16 protein-coding genes are annotated in these 18,833 nt (G+C 37.8%); 13 read left to right on the top strand and 3 right to left on the bottom strand.

Translation table 11 applies throughout. From position 1 onward, the window contains the following. Positions 1 to 6 precede the first annotated feature (6 nt). From VMY36_01575 to VMY36_01560, 4 genes are read left to right on the top strand one after another with little or no spacing between them, the layout of a single operon-like run. Positions 7 to 579, top strand: coding sequence for a LemA family protein (locus VMY36_01575; protein ID HUV42576.1), 573 nt, complete (start codon positions 7 to 9; stop codon positions 577 to 579). Beyond that, positions 576 to 1,466: a TPM domain-containing protein gene (locus tag VMY36_01570; protein HUV42575.1), complete on the top strand. Its 891-nt coding sequence runs from the start codon at positions 576 to 578 to the stop codon at positions 1,464 to 1,466. Before VMY36_01575 ends, VMY36_01570 begins: the two co-directional genes overlap by 4 nt. A gap of 6 nt (positions 1,467 to 1,472) precedes the next feature. Next, positions 1,473 to 2,021: a dTDP-4-dehydrorhamnose 3,5-epimerase family protein gene (locus VMY36_01565; GenBank protein ID HUV42574.1), complete on the top strand. Its 549-nt coding sequence runs from the start codon at positions 1,473 to 1,475 to the stop codon at positions 2,019 to 2,021. Further along, the gene (locus tag VMY36_01560; protein HUV42573.1) at positions 2,018 to 2,905 is read left to right on the top strand and encodes an NAD(P)-dependent oxidoreductase; all 888 of its coding nucleotides are present in this window, start codon (positions 2,018 to 2,020) and stop codon (positions 2,903 to 2,905) included. Before VMY36_01565 ends, VMY36_01560 begins: the two co-directional genes overlap by 4 nt. On the opposite strand, the gene trmD is transcribed toward VMY36_01560, so the two are convergent. Beyond that, positions 2,902 to 3,567, bottom strand: a complete 666-nt coding sequence (gene trmD, locus VMY36_01555; GenBank protein HUV42572.1) for a tRNA (guanosine(37)-N1)-methyltransferase TrmD — start codon at positions 3,565 to 3,567, stop codon at positions 2,902 to 2,904. The two genes, VMY36_01560 and trmD, sit on opposite strands and share 4 nt — an antisense overlap. A gap of 40 nt (positions 3,568 to 3,607) precedes the next feature. On the opposite strand from trmD, the gene VMY36_01550 reads away from it, so the two are divergent. Both VMY36_01550 and VMY36_01545 read left to right on the top strand, forming a co-directional pair. Next, positions 3,608 to 4,774, top strand: coding sequence for a glycosyltransferase (locus VMY36_01550; protein ID HUV42571.1), 1,167 nt, complete (start codon positions 3,608 to 3,610; stop codon positions 4,772 to 4,774). Positions 4,775 to 4,784: 10 nt separating this feature from the next. Next, a complete protein-coding gene (locus VMY36_01545) occupies positions 4,785 to 5,684 on the top strand; it encodes a PEP-utilizing enzyme (protein ID HUV42570.1) in 900 nt (299 codons plus the stop codon). Here VMY36_01545 and VMY36_01540 read toward each other — a convergent pair. Continuing rightward, on the bottom strand, positions 5,679 to 6,842 hold the full coding sequence (locus VMY36_01540; protein HUV42569.1) for a phospholipid carrier-dependent glycosyltransferase: 1,164 nt from the start codon (positions 6,840 to 6,842) through the stop codon (positions 5,679 to 5,681). The genes VMY36_01545 and VMY36_01540 overlap by 6 nt on opposite strands. Before the next feature lie 49 nt (positions 6,843 to 6,891). On the opposite strand from VMY36_01540, the gene VMY36_01535 reads away from it, so the two are divergent. From VMY36_01535 to VMY36_01505, 7 genes are read left to right on the top strand one after another with little or no spacing between them, the layout of a single operon-like run. Beyond that, positions 6,892 to 7,623 carry a glycosyltransferase family 2 protein gene (locus VMY36_01535; GenBank protein HUV42568.1) on the top strand — a complete coding sequence of 244 codons (732 nt, stop codon included), beginning with the start codon at positions 6,892 to 6,894 and terminating at the stop codon, positions 7,621 to 7,623. Further along, on the top strand, positions 7,610 to 9,190 hold the full coding sequence (locus VMY36_01530) for a glycosyltransferase family 39 protein (protein HUV42567.1): 1,581 nt from the start codon (positions 7,610 to 7,612) through the stop codon (positions 9,188 to 9,190). Before VMY36_01535 ends, VMY36_01530 begins: the two co-directional genes overlap by 14 nt. After that, positions 9,165 to 12,359 (top strand): 6-pyruvoyl-tetrahydropterin synthase-related protein, encoded by a 3,195-nt coding sequence (locus VMY36_01525; protein HUV42566.1) that lies wholly within the window; start codon positions 9,165 to 9,167, stop codon positions 12,357 to 12,359. Before VMY36_01530 ends, VMY36_01525 begins: the two co-directional genes overlap by 26 nt. Before the next feature lie 30 nt (positions 12,360 to 12,389). After that, a complete protein-coding gene (locus VMY36_01520) occupies positions 12,390 to 13,142 on the top strand; it encodes a glycosyltransferase (protein HUV42565.1) in 753 nt (250 codons plus the stop codon). Next, positions 13,135 to 14,721 carry a glycosyltransferase family 39 protein gene (locus tag VMY36_01515; GenBank protein ID HUV42564.1) on the top strand — a complete coding sequence of 529 codons (1,587 nt, stop codon included), beginning with the start codon at positions 13,135 to 13,137 and terminating at the stop codon, positions 14,719 to 14,721. The genes VMY36_01520 and VMY36_01515 overlap by 8 nt, the downstream gene beginning before the upstream one ends. Further along, the gene (locus VMY36_01510; GenBank protein HUV42563.1) at positions 14,718 to 16,397 is read left to right on the top strand and encodes a 6-pyruvoyl-tetrahydropterin synthase-related protein; all 1,680 of its coding nucleotides are present in this window, start codon (positions 14,718 to 14,720) and stop codon (positions 16,395 to 16,397) included. Before VMY36_01515 ends, VMY36_01510 begins: the two co-directional genes overlap by 4 nt. Next, positions 16,375 to 18,075, top strand: a complete 1,701-nt coding sequence (locus tag VMY36_01505; GenBank protein HUV42562.1) for a 6-pyruvoyl-tetrahydropterin synthase-related protein — start codon at positions 16,375 to 16,377, stop codon at positions 18,073 to 18,075. Before VMY36_01510 ends, VMY36_01505 begins: the two co-directional genes overlap by 23 nt. Here VMY36_01505 and VMY36_01500 read toward each other — a convergent pair. Further along, complete coding sequence (locus VMY36_01500) at positions 18,072 to 18,833, bottom strand: alpha/beta fold hydrolase (GenBank protein HUV42561.1); 762 nt, start codon at positions 18,831 to 18,833, stop codon at positions 18,072 to 18,074. The genes VMY36_01505 and VMY36_01500 overlap by 4 nt on opposite strands.

The following is an 18,833-nucleotide window of genomic DNA, read 5'->3' as shown; positions in this document are numbered from 1 at the left end:
AGAAATTTGAAGAAAATTTTGATTATTATTGGCGCAGTTGTTCTCTTTGCTGGTTTAAGTTTGGCGACTTTTTACAATAATCTGGTTACCCAAAACCAAGCAATTGAGAATCAGTGGGCCCAGGTCGAGACTCAATACCAGCGTCGTTTTGACTTAATTCCTAATTTGGTCAAATCAGTTGAAGGCATTATGAGCCAAGAACAAGCGGTTTTTGGTCAAATTGCCGAAGCGAGAACTCGCTATTCAGGCGCGGCCACGGTTGAAGAAAAAGCTAAGGCCGCCACTCAAGTAGAGTCGGCTTTAGGTAGATTGCTGGTGGTCATGGAGAATTATCCTGAATTACGTTCAGCCGAAAATGTTTCTCAATTAATGGATGAATTGGCTGGGACAGAAAATCGAGTCGCCGTCGAAAGACGACGCTACAATGATTTAGTTCGAGATTACAATACAACTATCAAGAAGTTTCCGGCAAATCTGATTGCCGGTACTTTTGGTTTTAACGAGCGCTCTTATTTCGAAGCCGTTGAGGGAGCGGAACAAGCGCCTGAGGTTAATATTCAGCCGGAGAAACCTGAATGAAGTTTTTTAAACTGCCAGTTCTTTTATTGCTAGGATTTTTCCTAGTAGCCTTGCCGGTGTTGGCTCAGGATTTTCCTGAACCAACTGGCTATGTTAATGATTTTGCCCAGCTTCTTTCCCCTGATTACCGTGATTCTTTAGAACAAAATTTAACTGAGTTTGAGGAAAAAACAACCGCCGAAATTGCGGTGGTAACGATTAATTCCTTAGAAGGTGATTCAATTGAAGATTACGCGGTTCGTTTATTTGAAGAGTGGGGCATAGGTAAAAAAGAAAAAGATAACGGCCTCCTGATTCTAGTATCTAAGGAAGAAAGAAAGATAAGAATCGAGGTTGGTTATGGTTTAGAGCCAGTGATTACTGATGGCCGAGCCGGTAAAATTATTCGGGAAGAAATGAAACCGGCTTTTAAAGAAGATAATTATGATCAAGGAATCAAACTAGCTGTCGAAAAAATCCAGGGATACATTACTTCTGGCGAAGTACCTTCTAGTCAGGAAGAAATTCAGGTAAAGGCTTTGGCAATTTTACCCTTGATTATTATTAGTTTTATTATTCTGATTTACGCTTCTTCTTTTCTAGGAAGAAGTAAAAGATTTTGGCCAGGCGGTGTAATTGGAGGAATAATGGGAGGTGTTTTAGGCCTAATTATCGGGACAATCTTATCCTTTGCCCTTCTGACTTTTAGTCTCGGTATCTTTGGTCTTCTTTTAGATTATGTTCTTTCCAAGAATTACAAAAAACTGAAAAAGAAAAAGAAACCGACCAATTTTACCAAGAGCTGGGGTGGCTTCTTTAGTGGCGGTAGCGGTGGTAGTGGCGGCGGAGGCTTTGGTGGTTTTAGCGGTGGTAGTGGCGGCGGCGGCGGTGCTAGTGGAGGGTGGTGATAAAAAATGAAGAAAAATAGAATTGTTCTGATTAGTCCGGAAAAAATTAAAATAAAAAAGGTTAAGGTTATCAAGAGAACAATTTTTTATGATCCAAGAGGTTTTTTAGTTGAGACTTTTGATTCTGCTAAGGAGAAAAGCAAAAGTATTTACAGCTACAACTCAGTGACCAGACCTGGTCAGGCAAGAGATAAGGATCAATATCATTTCCATAAACATCAAAAAGATCGTTTTACCATTGTCCGCGGGACAATGTGGATTTTACTTTTGGATATGAGAAAAAATTCTTCTACTTATGGAAGACTTGAAGTGGTTGAAGCAAAAGGAGCTGATTTGAAGATAAAAGTAAAAAAAACGGTGCCTGTTTATACCATTACTATTCCTGAAGGAGTTTATCACGGCATTATGGCGCCCGGTCCTGGTGAAGCGGAGTTAGTTAATCATCCAACCAAAGAATATAATCCTCAGGATGAAGGCAGAATTTCTTTTAAAGAGATAAAAGTTAAGTCTCTAAATAACGCTATTTTTAGTTGGGACTTAGTTAAAAAGAAATGAAAAAGGTTTTAGGTACTGGTTTGTCAGGCTTAGTTGGTTCAAGAATTGTTGAGCTTCTTGGAAAAAAATTTGATTTCCAAAATCTGGATTTAACCACCAATATTGATATTACTGATAAAGATCAGTTAGAGAAAATTATTGGTTCTAGTCAGGCTGATTCCTTAATTCATTTGGCTGCTTTTACTGATGTTAATCAGGCCTGGGAACAACGCGGTGATAAAAAAGGACCTTGTTATCAAATTAATGTTGTGGGAACGCGCAATCTGGCTCAATTATGTCAGCAATATAACAAATATCTAATTCATTTTTCCACTGATTTTATTTTTGATGGCAAGAAAAAAACAGCCTACAAAGAAACGGATAAACCTCAGCCAATCGAATGGTATGGCCAGACTAAATATTGGGCTGAAGAAGAAATAAAAAAACTGACAAATAATTTTTGTATCTTGAGAATTGCTTTTCCTTATCGGGCCAAATTTGAACCCAAAATTGATTTGATTAGGAGAATGATTAAGGGTTTCGAAGAAAAGAGTCTTTATCCGATGTTTGCTGATCAGATTACGACACCAACCTTCATTGACGATATTGCTTTTGGGTTAGAAAAGATTCTTGAATCAAAACCAAAAGGCGTTTTTCATTTAGTCTCTTCAAGTTTTCAATCACCCTATGATTTAGCTCTGGAGATAGCTGATGTTTTTGGTTTTGATAAAAAGTTAGTCAAAAAAGGTTCTTTAGCAGAATATCAAAAGAAACAATCAAAATCAGATCGTCCTTGGCATAAGTTTTTAGGCCTTTCTAATGAAAAAATAGAGAAGGAATTAGGTATTAAGATGAAGACTTTAAGAGAAGGACTGGAGAAGATGAAAATACAATTGTCTAATTAAAGCAAATCCGGCCTTCTTTTTTTAGTTTTTTCTTTGGCTTTCTTTTGGCGCCACTCTTTGATTTTTTGATGGTTGCCGGAGAGAAGAATCTCTGGAGCTTGCCAGCCTTTAAATTTAGCCGGTCGGGTATATTGAGGGTACTCCAGGAGATTATTAGTAAAAGACTCGTTTTTAACCGCTTCTTCTTTTTTTAAAACACCAGGAATTAGTCTGATAATGGTGTCAATGACAATCATGGCTGGTAGTTCGCCACCCGTCAGAACATAATCGCCAATCGAGATTTCTTCGTCAACTAAATGTTTCCGGATTCTTTCATCCACCCCTTCGTAATGACCGCAAATAAAAATTAGATGTTTTTCCTTGGCCAGTTTTTTAGCCATGGTTTGTTTAAAGATTTTACCTTGAGGGGTTAAAAGAATTGTTTTAGTTTGTTTTTGCCGAAGTTCTTTTAGAGCCTGGTAGATAGGTTCAACCATTAAGATCATCCCTGGGCCGCCACCAAAAGGTCGGTCATCAACGGTTTGGTGTTTGTCTTTTGTCCACTTTCTCAGATCATGAATTTTAATCTTTGTTAATTCTTTCTCCTGGGCCCGTTTAATAATACTCTCAGCAAAGGGGCCCTTAAACATCTTTGGAAAGAGGGTGAGAATATCGATCTTCATACGTTTGCATTTTATCAGGATTATCTGTTAGAGTAAAACCATGAAGATTGTTGTCATTATTCCTACTTACAACGAGAAAGAAAATATTGCCAAGATGATTGAAGTCTTAGAAAAAGAGGTTTTTCCTAAGATCAAGAAATATGAGATGAGTATTTTAGTGGTTGATGATCATTCGCCTGACGGGACGGCGGAGGTGGTTAAAGAGAAGATGAAGAAGTACAAGAATGTAGAGCTTTCTTTAGGTAAGAAAGAGGGTTTAGGGGCAGCTTATATTCGGGGAATGAAGCAGGCAATGGAAAAGATGGAGGCGGTGGCGGTAATTGAATTTGACGCTGATTTTCAGCACGACCCTCAATACATTATTGATTTAGTCAAAAAATTTGACCAAGGTTATGATCATGTTATCGGCTCAAGGTTTATTAAAGGCGGCTTAATCCCCAAAGAATGGGGTCTTTTTAGAAAGATTTTAACCACTTTTGGTGGTCTTTTTAGTCGAATCGTTCTCTTTTTTCCTAAGATTAATATTGTTAAAGACACGACCACAGGTTTGAAGTTGACCAGAACTAGAGGCGTTCTTGATCAGATTGATTTTTCTCGCCTTTCCAGTGGTTTTTTCTACAAAACCCAAATTCTTTATCAATTAGTTCAAAATAAAGCTAAAATAGTGGAAATTCCCTTGAGATTCAAAGTTCGGGAAATCGGCAGATCTAAGTTAAGTAGCAAAGACGTGATTGTGACTCTTATTTCCGTGATTCTTTTGCGGCTTCAAGATCCTAAGACCATTCAATTCATGAAATTTGCCGTAGTTGGCTTTATTGGTTATTTAGTTAACGCCATCGGTTTAGAAGTTTTCTATCGGGCTGGCTTTTCGCCTGGTCCGGCCACAGCCATTGCTACCGAATTGGCTATTATTAGCAATTTTATTCTCAATAATATCTGGACTTTTGCCGAGAAAAAGATTGTTTCGCTAAAACAACTGCCCTACAAATTCATTCAGTTTAATTTAACTTCGATGGGAGCTTTGATTATCCAGACGATCGTTGTTTGGGCCGGGACGAGTTTCTTTGGCGATCAATGGCGTCAAATATTCTTAATCTTGGCGATTGGTTTTCTGGTTCTTCCTTACAATTTCTTTATGTATACCACTTTTATCTGGAAAACAAGAAAATCTAAACTTTTTGGCCGGATTCAAAGAAGGATAGGATAGGTGTCTTTTTATGGGAATAGAAAAAGCATTAGAGAGTTTAGAAGAGCTTCTCAAGGATTGGGGATTATCTCAAGACGATTGGGTGTTTACTTCTCAGTACGCCTACAGACTTTTAGGCTATGAAGTAAAAGTTAGGGAAGGGCATTTCAATATTCTAGTCAATAAAAATAAACTTCCCTGGAAAGTGGGAGAGGGGCTTGAGATTCATCCGCCTAAAGGAACAAAATCCGCTAGACAATATCACCAATTTGTAAAAAAGACGGGGTTTGAGGTTGATATTATTCCCGGATCACCGTTAGATTTTGAGAAAAGGTCTAAGAAGACTATCAGGTATTCTCTTCCTAATAGAAAACAAATCCTAGTTCACACTCCGTGGGGGTGCTTGGGAGAATTAAACCTCCTTCTCTCTCAGTGCAACGATAAGGGATGGGGAGAAGATAAGGGCGCACGAGTTCTTACTTCTGTTGATGACCAAAGAAAAGTATTTTTGAGGAGAGGAGAGAAAAAACTAGCTGAAACCTATGGTGATTTAATCAAAAAATATAGCTTCCTTATTAAAAAAAGAAAAATTCCGAAAGCTCCGGAAAAAATTAAGAAAATCTCTGGAATAGTTGCTTCTAAAGGAAAAGCCAGTGGTAGAGTTCGGGTTATTTTGGATCCTGCAAGAATAGAAAGGTTTAATAAGGGTGAGATTTTAGTTACTAAGATGACTTCCCCTAAATTTACCACTATTATTCAAAAAACTTCAGCAATTGTGACAGACGAAGGCGGAATATTGTGTCATGCGGCTATTATTTCAAGAGAAATGAAAATTCCTTGCGTAGTGGGAACGCAGATAGCGACTAAAGCCTTGAAAGATGGTGATCTAGTTGATGTTAATGCGGAGAAGGGGGTTGTGAGGAAGTTATAAAAATGGAGTCCAGTCAGCAATGGCTAAAGTATTCCCCGTAATGAAATTGATAGCATAAAGATAGATTGGTAAGAGAATTACTCCAAAAGCAATTTTAAATTCTTTTCTGACTAAAAATTTGTCAAAAGCAATCAGAATGAAAGGGAGCATGGGTAGGCTGTAACGACTAATATCCCGGTGAGAGATAAAAAGAGTGGTGAAATAAAAGACCGCCGTAAAAAATCCCAGTTCATAACGTTTTTGTTTAAACAAATAAATCACCCCTAAAATTCCTATTAAATAAATATAAATTGCTTCTTCTAGCCAATAAGTGCCTACCCAGGCGGCAGCCGCATTAAAAATTTGCAAGGGTGGCCAGAAAAGATGAATATTGTCACCTGAATGAAAATAGGCAAAGAAATCGCCATAGATATATAAATAGTATAGGGAGACTACTAAAAGAGCTAAAGGGATCAAGAAAAGAGGAGCATAGGTTTTAGTTAGCTGACTTAGTTTGGTTTGCCAATCTTCTTTAATTGCCTGCCAATTTTGCCAGAAGATGTAGATTCCGTAAGCCAGAAAAAGCAAAATTCCCGGCGGTTTGGTTAGTTGGGCCAGGGCCCCAAAACTCCCAGCCAGCCACCAATTTTTCTTCTTAAAAAAGTAAAAGGAGAGAAGCAAGAAAAGAATGAATAGAGGTTCGGGTGAACCGACGGAGCGGACAATCAGCCAGCGAGCCGGAAATAGAAGGTAAACAATTGCTAGCCAGAGAGGTTCTTTTGAGAGTCTGAATTCTTTAAGAAAAAGATAAAAAACAAAAGCCGATAAGAGGGCCGCCAGAACGCTAATCGAAAGCATTGACCAAAGGGAATTGATAACCAGACTGCCAATTCTGATTAAAAGGGGATAAAGAGGAAAGTGGGCGGCATAATAGATAACCGGTAAATCAAAAGGAACAAGGTTCTTAATAATCTCTGGATTGTAAAGAGATTTGGCAATCACCACGTAATAAAGGCCGTCAAAATTTTTCATAATCGTCGCCATTCCTCCGGCCGGTAAGTTAATATTCCAAAAGCGAGGTAGTCTTAAGAAAAAAGGTAGCCAGATAAGGGCGGTTGAAGCTAAGCTGACCAGGCTAATAATCAGGAGATCGCGCCAAGATTTTTTGATGACTTTCATCGTCTCTATAATAGCATAAGCTCATTCCTATTTGCTATAATTCTAACTGATGGAGAAGCTAGACGCCCTTTCGGTTTTCTTTCCGGCCTACAATGAAGAAGCTAATATTGAGGCTACCGTCACTAAAGCTCTTAAGATTATTCCCCAGGTAGCCAAAAAATGGGAAGTAATGGTGATTGATGATGGTTCAACTGATAAGACGGGTGAGATTGTTAGGAGCTTGATAAAAAAAGAATCCCGTATTCGCTTGATTACCCACACCCCCAATCGTGGCTATGGGGCGGCGCTTAAATCCGGTCTTTATCATTCTCAATATCCCTGGATTGTTTTTACTGATGGTGACGGTCAGTTTGATTTTAGTGAAGTGACAGAATTCATTAAAACTCAACAGGAAACTAAGGCGGATTTGGTAATTGGTTATTACCTGAAGCGCCAAGTGCCTTTTTATCGGATTTGGGGGTCAAAATATTTATGGCAACCAGCGGTTTATTTTCTTTTTGGTTTAAAAGTAAAAGACATTGATTGTGGTTTTAAAATGATTAAAAAAGAAGTAATTGAAAAAATACCGGCACTTGAATCCGAAAGAGGTCCTTTTATTACCAGTGAGTTATTAATCAAAGCCAAAAAGGCGGGCTTCAAAATTGTAGAAATAGGGGTCCGTCATCTTCCCAGGCAAGAAGGCCAAGCCACGGGAGCAAGCTTAAAAGTGATTCTGGGTGGTTTGACTGATCTTTTTAGATTAAGAAAAAAATTAAAGAAATTAAAAAATGAAGATATTTAAAAAGAAAATAGTCAAGTTTGTTAAAAATAATCAGACTGAAGTCATCATTTTAAGTCTGATTCTTCTGGTTGGTGCTTTTTTACGTTTTTATCGCCTCCCTGAGTACATGACTTTTTTGGGTGATGAAGGTCGAGACGCTCTTGTTTGGTTAAGGATGATTAGAAACGGAAAGTTTGTTTTAATTGGTCCGGTGACTTCCATTGGTAATATGTATCTTGGCCCTTTATATTATTATTTTGCCTTACCTTGGTTTTTTCTTTTTGGTTTATCACCAATTGGTCCGAGTGCGATGGTAGCTTTCTTAGGGGTGGTGACTATCGGTTTTGTTTGGTGGGTCGGCCGTGAATGGTTTGATCAACAAGCTGGTTTAATTGCGGCCTTACTCTACGCGGTTTCACCGGTGGTCATTGTTTACTCTCGTTCTTCTTGGAATCCTAATATTATGCCTTTTTTCGCTTTACTAACAATTTATGGTGTTTATCAATTTTGGCTCAAACAAAGATTTTGGTGGATTCCGATTGTTGGTCTTGGTTTATCCTTTGCCCTGCAATCTCATTATCTGGGTTTACTTTTAATTCCGACAGTCAGTTTCTTTTGGCTTTTAACTTTAAAAGACGTCTTGAAAAACAAGGCTAAAATAAAATCTTTGTTTCTTTACACTCTGGTCTGTGTTTTAATTTTTGGCGTTCTGACAATTCTTCCTTTAGCTTGGTTTGATTTACGTCATAATTTTATTAATTTTAAGGCTTTTAAAGCCTTTTTCACTGTTCGTCAGACAACCGTTAATCTTAAGTTTTATAAAGCTATTCCTCAAATCTGGAATTTAGCTTCACAGGTATGGACAAGATTAATTGCCGCTAAAAACGAAGCCTATGGTGGTTGGCTGGTAATTCTAACAATTTTAGGATTAGTTGGTTTTAGTTTTAATCGTTATTCTAGAAAGCCAAACTGGTCAAAGATTTGGCAGGAAAACAAACCCCTGTTTCTCATCTTAATTTGGTTAATTGTTGGTTTGTTTGGTTTAGGTAATTACAAACAGCATATCTATGATCATTATTTCGGCTTTTTCTTTCCCGCGCCTTTTCTTTTAGTTGGTTGGGTTTTGTCTCAAACTTGGCAGAAAAAAATCTACGGGAAAATTATTTTTTTCGTTATTTTCACTTTTCTTATCTCTTTAGCCTGTCAAAACAATCTTTTAAAAAGAGCTTCGAATAATCAATTAGGGAGGACTCAGGAAATAGCCCAATTTCTCGTTGGTCAAGCCAAGGGCAAGCCTTTTAATCTTGGTTTAATTGCCGAAAGAAATTACGCGGCGGCTTATGCCTTTTTTATGGAGAAGTGGGGGATACCGCCAACGGCAATCGAACCCCTAAGAACTGAAGAGACGATTACGGACCAGCTTTTTGTTGTCTGCGAAAAACTGCCTTGTCAGCCGACCACTGATCCTCAAGCAGAAATCGCTAATTTTGGTTGGTCTAAAATTGACCAAGAGTGGGAAGTCAAAGGGATTAAAATTTACAAATTGATCCACTCTTACCCTAATGAAGAAATTCTTGAAAAAAAATAAATTCTCGCTGATTGCTATTTTGGTGTTAGCTTTTCTGGGAGTTTATTGCTCAAAAGGTCTTTTTACTCACTATGCTTTTTTTACCCACGATGGCGACCACCATATCGCCCGGAGTTTTGATGCAATTACGACTTTGAAAGAAGGCCATTTTCCTCTTCGCTGGGCCGGGAGTTTAAATCATTACGGTGGTATCCCTATCTATAATTTTTTCTACCCCCTGATTTATTATCTCGTTTTTCTTATCAACTTTTTGGTAAACGATGTGATTCTCTCTTTGAAGTTTATTTATTTTTTCACCCTTCTCTTGACTCCCGTCTTTTTTTATCTTTGGCTTTCAAGAGAGACTAAAAACTACTTAGCCAGTTTTGTTGGCGCCATTCTCTATCTTTTTGTCCCCTATCGTTTTTTACTAATTTTCGTCCGTGGCAGCCCCGAATTTATGAGTTATCTGATTTTACCGTTATTGCTTTTTCTGATCAGTGGTTTGTTTGAAGACAAGCTCAAAGGTAAATCGCTTTATTTAAAAGGATTTTTAACCGTGATTGTTGGTAGCTTATTATTAATTTCCCACAACTTTGCGGCGATGTTTCTCTTGCCGATTATTGCTTTTTTTATTCTTTATAAAATGATTTTGCTTAAGTTTTTTGACAAAACGAAAATTGTTTTTATCCTTTTGGTTTTTTTAAGTTTTTTTGGTTTAGCTGCCTTTTTTATTGGTCCCGCCTGGGTGGAACAAGGTCAAACTAGACTCGCGACCCTCCAGACAATTAATTATCAGGACCATTTTCCTACTTTAAGACAGTTAATTCGTTCTCCTTGGGGCTATTATTACTCTTCTCCGGGAACAAAATATGATCAAATGTCCTTTATGCTTGGTTATGCCCAATGGTTAGTTCTTTTTTTCTCTGGTTTGTTTCTTGTTTGGGAGTGGCTAAGAAGTAAAAAAAGACGACAATATTTCCTTGAAAATTCGCTGATTCTTTCCTGGTTTTTTCTTTCCTTATTTTTAATTTTTCTTATCTTGCCTTACTCGCTTTTTCTTTGGGAAAGAGTAGTTTTTCTTCAAAAAATTCAATTCTCTTGGCGACTTTTGGGGGTGACTAGCTTTACGATTGCCGCTCTCGCTGGATTTCTTTTAGCTAAGATAAAGGAGAAAAAGGTTTCTTTAGGCTTAGCCTTTATTTTTATCTTTTTTGCCCTGGTGGGTAATAGAAATCATCTTTTATCCCAACCGACCAACGATATCACCCCCTATTACCAATTTGAAAGCCGCCACATTCACCGGTTTTCCACCACTACTTTTGAAGATGATGTTTTATATCGTGAAAGCGAGAAGGGATGTACTTTTGAAGAACCTTTCATTCTTGTCGGCCCAATAGAAAAAGCCGATGCTTTCGTTGCTAGAATTAAACCTTCTCCAGAAGAATATCAACCGCCGCCTTTTGCCCAACAGAGCGGAACAATAAAGACTTTAGAAGAAGGAGTGGAAATCCCGTATCAGGTAGAACGCGGCAACACCTTTGGCAAAATCACTCTTGAGAGTCCAGTTGAGCTGGAGACTGACATCAGGCTCAATTTGGAATATTTTCCTGGAGCTTATCAGTTATTTTTTAACCAAAATTTGGTTCAAAATGACTTTAATTGTCAAGGCAGAATTTGTTTAAAAAATGTGAAGTTAGATGTAGGTGATAATTCTGTTGAATGGAGAATTGTCCAAACACCAACCCAGAAATTTTTCAATGGCCTTAGCCTCTTCTTTTTACTTTCATGGTTAGTTTTACTTTTTTGGAAAACGAAATTAAATTTGCCAAAATTCAAAAAATTTTCTTTTCTGATTCCTCTTTTACTTGTTTTCCTAATTTTTTCTTTTTTCCGTTTTTATCATCTTAACGAAAGAGTCATTTTTGATTGGGATCAAGAACGAGACGCCTTGGTCGTTAAGCAGATCTTGACGGAAGGGAAGTTGACTTTAATCGGTCCTCGAGTTTTGGGGCCAGAAGGCTTTTTCCTTGGTCCTTATTTTACCTATCTTTTAACTCCTTTTTACTTCATCACTACCCTTCATCCCCAAGCAATTGTTTTATTTATTGTCTTTTATAATCTTTCTTTTTTTGCTTTGGCTTATTGGCTATTGCAAAAGTTGTTTGATCGCCAAATCGCTTTGATTTTTCTCCTGATTTGGTCACTCCATCCATCCTTAATTGAGATTGATCAAATTGCCTGGAATCCAATTTTAGTGCCCTTAATGGTTATCTTTAGTTGGTTTTTCTTGGCAAAGTATTTTAAGAAACCTTCTCTTGTCTTTAGCTTAATCCTTGGTTTAGTAATCGGCATGGGAATTAACTTTCATTTTCAATTAATCTATTTAATTCCTTTTAGTTTAGTTTTCCTGATTAATAAAAAACTGAATTTCAAAAGAATAATTACTTTTTTAATCGGTATCGGCTTGACTTTTTTACCGCTTTTTCTTTTTGATTGGCGCCATCAGTTCTTAAATACCAGATCATTGATTAATTTTCTTACCCCGAAAAACGGGGGAGTCGATTTATTTGCCTGGCTGCCCGTTTGGCGAAATATTAGCTCTGGTTTTGGCGGTTTTAACCTTCCTTTTTTCCCTCTCTTATTTTATCTTTTGCCCTTGGGAATAATTATCTTTCTTTGGCAGAAAGAATCGGAAGAGTTTAAGAAAAAGTTTTATTTAGCCACCACCATTCTTTGGTTAATCTTTCCTTTTGGTTTTACTATTTTTGGCCAGAGACCTTCAGAATATTATTTTAATTTCCTTTATCCCTTTTTAGCTTTGTTTTTGACTCTCTTTTTAATTAAAGTGATGAGAAAATGGCAACTGGTTTTTCTCTTAATCTTGTTTCTTTTATTATTCAGAGGTAGTCAGTTAGTCAATCAACTTGGGTCCAAACAATTAGGCTTAAATTATAAGGAAAAAGTAGTTTTGAGAATTGGCGAGATTGCCAAGGAAGAAAAATTCAATGTTTCTTATTCAGTCCCTCTGGGAATGAATGCCGGCTATCGTTATCTCTTTGACTTTTATCAAGTCAAACCAAGCCAAAATCCTGATGACCCTCTTTTTCAAATAGTCATTCCTCCTCAAGAAGTTGAGGAAATTTATGGAGGCATTGGGCTCAAAATCCCTCCAGGTTTTAAACCTTAGGCGGATAAGGTATAATTTCTTTAAAGAAAAATGAAGCCCTATCTTTCTGTTGTTATTCCCATGTTCAACGAGGAGAAAAATCTCAAAAGAGGCGTTTTAGAGGAAATTGATCAATATCTTAAAAAACAAGATTATGTTAGTGAAGTCATTGTTTCTGATGACGGTTCAACTGATAAGAGTTTAAAAATGGTTGAAAAATTCTCTCAATATCATTCTCGTTTCAAAATAAAGAAAAATAAACATGCTGGTAAGCCTTTTGCCATTAAGTCGGGTTTGGAAAAAGCAAAAGGAGAGATTATCTTATTTACGGATATGGATTTGTCAGTCCCCATTAAAGAGATGGAAAAATTACTTCCCTGGTTTGAAGAAGATTTTAAGATTGTGATTGGCTCTCGAGGCAAAGAAAGGAAACGCTTTCCTTGGTACCGGAAAATTATTTCCTGGGGTTTCCGGTCTTTTCGGCAAATCTTTTTCCTACCCAAAATTATTGATACCCAGTGTGGTTTTAAGGCTTTTAAGAGGAAGGCCGGTAAGGAGGTTTTTAGAAAGATGCGGATTTTTAAACAAATAACTGAAATAAAAGGTTGGCGGGTAGGTGCTTGGGATGTCGAAATGCTTTTTGTGGCTGAAAAAAAAGGCTATCGGATTAAAGAGGTGCCGGTGGCCTGGGAAGATAGAGATGTGGTTGGCGGCAAACAAAAAAATTTTATCAAAGAGTCGAAGGAAATGCTTTTCGAGATTTTAAGAGTTAAAATCAATGACTGGCGAGGCGATTATGATTAAAAGGCTAAAAAAAGATTATGGTTGGGTGTTGGGCTTGGGGATGGTTATTTTAGTGATTTTCTTTTTCTTACGACTGATTAATTTAACCATTCTCCCTATTTTTGCTGATGAGGCCATTTATATTCGCTGGTCTCAAGTAATGAAGGCCGAACCGACGCTGCGTTTTTTACCTCTTTCTGACGGCAAACAGCCCCTGTTCATGTGGCTTTTAATGGGAATTTTGGCGGTGATTAAGAACCCGCTGGCGGCTGGCAGATTTTTATCAGTCATGGCCGGCTTAGGCTCCTTAATTGGTATTTTTCTTTTAACTCTGGCTCTTTTTAAAGATAAAAAGACGGCTTTAATCGCTGCCCTGTTTTATGCGATAGTGCCCTTTTTTGTTTTTTTTGACCGGATGGCTTTAGTTGATTCTTTATTGGCGATGTGGGGGATTTGGGTTTTTTATTTTGGGATTCTTTTAATTCGCCATTTGCGTCTTGATCTGGCGATGATTAGCGGGATGATTTTGGGCGCCGCTTTAATCACCAAATCACCAGCGCTCTTTTTTGCCATTTTATTACCAACTGTTTTTTTATTTCATCCCTTTCCCACTAGACGGCTGAAAAAATTGGCGAAGTGGCGTCATTTTGGCCAGGCAGTTTCTCTTTGGGGTGTGGTTTATGCTTTTGCTTTTGGGATTTATAATTTACTCCGTTTAGGTGCTAACTTCCAGATGATCGCTTTACGAAATAAAGATTACGTCTTTTCGTTTAAAGATATTCTGGCTCACCCTCTCGATCCTCTTAAACCCCATTTTTTTGATTTGGTTAGATGGTTACCTAATCTTCTGACTTGGCCAATCTTAATTTTGGCTTTGGCGGCTTTAGCCTGGATGTGGCTTAAGAGAGAAAATTGGCAACAGGCCACTTGGCTTTTTCTCATCAGTACTTTGCCCTTATTTGGTCAAGCCGTTTTTGCCAAGGTCTTTACGCCCCGTTATATTCTTTTCACTGTTTGGCCTTTAATTATCTTAGCGGCCTATTTCTATGTGGCGGTGATTGAGAAATTGGCTGTTTCGTTCCAAAAAAAAGTCCAATCTAGTTTATCAGTTTCTTGGTTGCTGATTTTGTTAATTATCATTCCTTCTCTTTATTATAATTATTTCTTATTGACCCAACCAGAAAAAGCGCCGTTGCCAAGAAGAATGCGTTCTGGTTATCTTGAAGAATGGTCAGCCGGCCAAGGAATTAAGGAAATTGCTGACTTGGTTAAGGAAAAAGCCAAAGAAAAAAGTGTCTTGGTCGGCACAGAAGGCTTTTTTGGAACCCTGCCTGATGGTTTGCAGATTTATTTGGAAAAAGTCCCAGGCGTAACCGTGATTGGGGTGGGTTATCCAATTGTTAGTGTTCCTCCCAGCTTAGTCAATTCTTTGGTTGATAATGAGGTTTATCTGGTGGTCAACCAGAGTCGTTTGCAGATAGCACCGGAAGCTTCTGGGTTGGAGTTAATTCAAGAATATCCTAAAGCGATTAACCCTAAGGGGATTGAGGATAAATTATTATTTTTTAAAGTTAAGAAAGAATTTTGGCAGAAAAAATGAAAAAATTAAAACTAATGAAAAAATTAAAACTGCCTCTTTTTATTTTCCTGGTGCTTTTTTTAGCCTTTTTTTCTTTTAATTCTCTGATGAGACCTGGTTATTTTCCGATGCATGACGATATGCAGCCCATCAGGGTTTTAGGGATTGATCAATGTCTTCGGGATGGCCAAATTCCCTGTCGCTGGGTACCTGATTTGGGTTATGGTTATGGCTATCCTCTCTTTATTTATTATCCTCCCTTAGCTTATTATCTGATGGAAGTTTTTCACTTGGTTGGTTTTTCTTTCCTGGCTTCAATTAAGATTGAATTTATTTTGACCTTTATTTTCTCCGGATTAGCCATGTTTTTACTGTCAAGGTCCCTTTGGGGCGATTTTGGCGGGTTAGTGGCGGCTGTTTTTTATGTTTATGCACCCTATCGAGCGACTGACATTTACAGTCGGGGAGCCGTAGGAGAATTTACAGCCCTGGTTTTTTTGCCATTAATTTTTTGGGCGATCCTTGAATTTGTTCGTCAAAAAAAGACGAAATATCTTATCTTTTTGGCTTTGAGTTACGGAGGACTGCTTTTAACTCATAATATTACTTCTTTGATTTTTACACCCGTCGCGGCTTTTTGGGGACTGTTTTTGCTTTGGTATTATCGAGAGTGGAAATTATTGCCCAAAATTCTTGGAGGGGCGATTCTTGGTATCGGCCTGGCTGGTTTTTTTATCTTACCAGTTGTTTTTGAAAAAAATCTTGTTCATGTTGAATCAATGCTTTCCGGCTACTTTAATTATCTGGCTCACTTTGTTTCTCTCCGCCAATTATTCTTTTCGACCCATTGGGGCTATGGTTCGAGCGTCTTTGGGCCTGGCGATGATTTTACTTTTGCGATCGGCACTTTTCATTGGCTTTTTGCTTTTTTAGCTCTTGTTTTTAGTCTTCGACTCTGGAAAAAGGAAAAGTTTTCCTTTTTCACCCTGATTTTTTTAGGAGCGGTCGGGCTTGCCAGTGCTTTTTTAGCTCACCAGCGATCAACTTTTATCTGGAATAAAATTAGCCTTTTAGCCTACCTTCAGTTTCCCTGGCGTTTTTTAGCCTTAGTTATTTTTGCTTTTTCCACGATGGCGGGAGCAATAGTTTCTTATTTTAAAAAATATTCTCTGTTAGTGGGGATTTTATTGATTTCAGGAGTGATCATCTTGAATGTTAACTATTTTAGGCCGATAGGTTGGCTCGATATTACTGACCAAGATAAGTTTTCTGGAGAACTTTGGGAGAAACAAGTAACGGCGAGTATCTTTGATTACTTGCCGGTTTTTGCTAAAGCGCCGCCGGCGGGAAAAGCGCCAGCCCAGCCAGAAGTGATTGTTGGTGAGGCGGAAGTTTTCTATTTTGAAAAGGGGACTGACTGGCAAAAAGGAGAAATTAAGGTTATTTCTGAACAAGCCAAGATTCAATTGCCTTTGTTTTATTTTCCCAAATTTGAATTACGGGTTGATGGTCAAGAAACTCCGATTGACTATCAAAATGATTTGGGGCTAATTACCTTTGCCGTCGCTGAAGGAGAACATGACTTTTATGTCAAACTAAAGAGAACGCCAATCAGAATAATAGGTGATTTTCTTACTTTGTCGAGTCTTTTGTTTATCGGCGGTTGGTTAATCAATGAAAAAAGAAAACCTAAATAAATTAAATAAAATTAGAAATCAAATTCCTTTCATTTTGGTAATAATCATAGCTATTTTGGCGGGCTTAGCTTTGCTTAGGCCAGGTTATTTTTCGATGCATGATGATGTCCAGGTCATGCGTCTCTATGAGATGGAAAGATGTTTTCAGGATGGCCAAATTCCTTGTCGCTGGGTGCCTGACATGGGGGCTGGTTATGGTCATCCGATTTATAACTATCACCCTGTTTTTCCCTACTATTTAGGCATGGTTTTCCGTTTACTGGGGATGAATTTCCTTGACGTGGCTAAGATTCTTTTTTTCCTAAGTTTTTTGCTATCAGGAATCTTTATGTATCTTCTGACTAAAGAGTTTTTTGGCAAGTGGGCAGGAATGGTAGCTGGTGTCTTTTATGTTCTCGCTCCTTATCACGCGGTTGATGTTTATGTTCGGGGGGCCTTGACCGAATCTTGGGCGATTGTTTTTTTCCCTCTGATTCTCTGGGGAATTTACAAATTTGTTAAGACGGGTAAATTTTCCTTCTTTTTAACCAGTCTTTTTTCTTTGACTTTTTTATTTCTTTCTCACAATATCATGGCCTTGCTTTTTGTTCCCATTGCCTTTGTTTGGGGTTTCTATTGGCTTGTTCAAACAAAAGATTGGAAAAAAATTATTCCTTTAGGCATTGTTTTTGTTTGGGCGGCGGGTCTGGCGGCTTTCTTTATCTTGCCAGCCTTTTTTGAGAAATCGCTGGTGACGATCGAGATGCATACTTCAGGTTATTATGATTTTCGTCATCATTTTGCCACGGTGAGACAGTTATTCTTAGATCGAAGCTGGGGTTATGGTCCTTCTCGGCTTGGGCCTGATGATGATCTTGCCTTTCAAATCGGCTGGCCGCACTGGTGGTTGGTCATTATTACTGGCGGAATTTTTCTTTATCTTTGGTGGCAACGAAAAAGAAAGCTTTCTTGGTCCTTGGTTTTTTTCTTTTTTCTTTTTGCCATCACTGTTTTTATGACTCATGCTAAATCAGTTTTTATTTGGGAAGCAATTCCCCTTTTATCATTCGTCCAATTTCCCTGGCGCTTCTTAGCTTTAGCGATGTTTGCCAGCTCATTCTTAGTTGGCGGCTTAGTCGCCTTTTCGGAAAAGAAAAGAAGCCAATTGTTTTTAAGTCTGGTTTTAATCCTTTTGGTTCTAGTTTTGAATCTGGATTATTTTCATCCGGAAGAATATTATTCACCACTCACTGATCAGGAGAAGCTTTCTGGAGAAGAATGGCGGCTCCAATCAATGGCCACCCTTTCAGATTATGTACCAAAGCAGGTAGAAAAAATTCCCACCGACCTGGCGCCAACAGAACCCTGGGTGATTGCCGGTGAAGCAAAGGTGAGAGATTTTAATAAAAGGTCAAATTTTTGGCGTTTTACCATTGATGTTATCGGTGATCAGAATTCAATTGTTGAAGTGCCTGTTTTCGATTTTCCCAATTGGGAGATTTTTGTTGATTCAGAAAAAGTAAACCACCAAGTTAATCCAGAGACAGGCTTAATTCAAGTTGAGGTGCCGGTCAACAAACGGACCGTCACTGGCTGGTTCAGGAACACAAGATTAAGGGGAATAGCTAATGCTATTAGTCTCTTAAGTTTTGTTTGTTTGTTTTTTGTGCTTGCTTGGCAGGAGAGAAAGAGAAATTAACAGTTTTCTTTGAAGAAGTTTAAGGTAAGCTCCATTACTTTCTTTTCGGCCTCTGGTATATGGAATCCATGTGAGGAACCTTTAATTATTTCTAGCTTTGATGGACCTTTGGTTAATTTGTAGTATTTAATTGAGTCTTCTAACGGAACTTTTTCGTCTTTATCGCCATGAATGATTAAAGTTGGACAACTAATTTGTCTGAGAGCTTGATAAGGTTTATATTTTATCATCTGGATAACTAATTTTTTGTTGAAATCAAATTTTTCTGCTTTTATCTTAAAAGTGCGTTTTTTAATCATTTCAATAATTTTCCTTTTTAAATAAGGAATGATAAGTTTGTTTATTCCGCTTTTATAATCAAGAGCAGGATTCCATAATACTAATGATTTAATAAACTTAGGATTATCTTTAAGAAACAAAACTCCAATACCACCACCCCAACTGGCTCCTAATAAACTGAATTTCTGATAACCTTCATATTCCATGAATCCGAAGGCATTGGCTAAATCCTGGATATCACTGCGAATAGTTCTATCGGCGAATTTTCCTTCGCTTTCACCACAACCTCTAAAATCAAATCGGAAGACTGCTACTCCTAATTGAGTTAGTTTGTTAGCAGTTCGAATAAAAATACCACCTTCGTCTTTATCAACCTTTAATCCGTGAGCCATAATAATTGCTTTTTTTGTTGATTTAGAAGGTGAATGAAGAATGCCGACAAGCTTAAAACCATTACTTTTGAAACTAACTTTTTTCAT

This window comes from Patescibacteria group bacterium, from assembly GCA_035529375.1.
Classification (GTDB): Bacteria; Patescibacteriota; Microgenomatia; order PFEM01; family JAHIFH01; genus DATKWU01.
The sequence above is the reverse complement of the archived record's forward strand: the minus strand, read 5'-3'. Positions and strand labels throughout refer to the sequence as shown.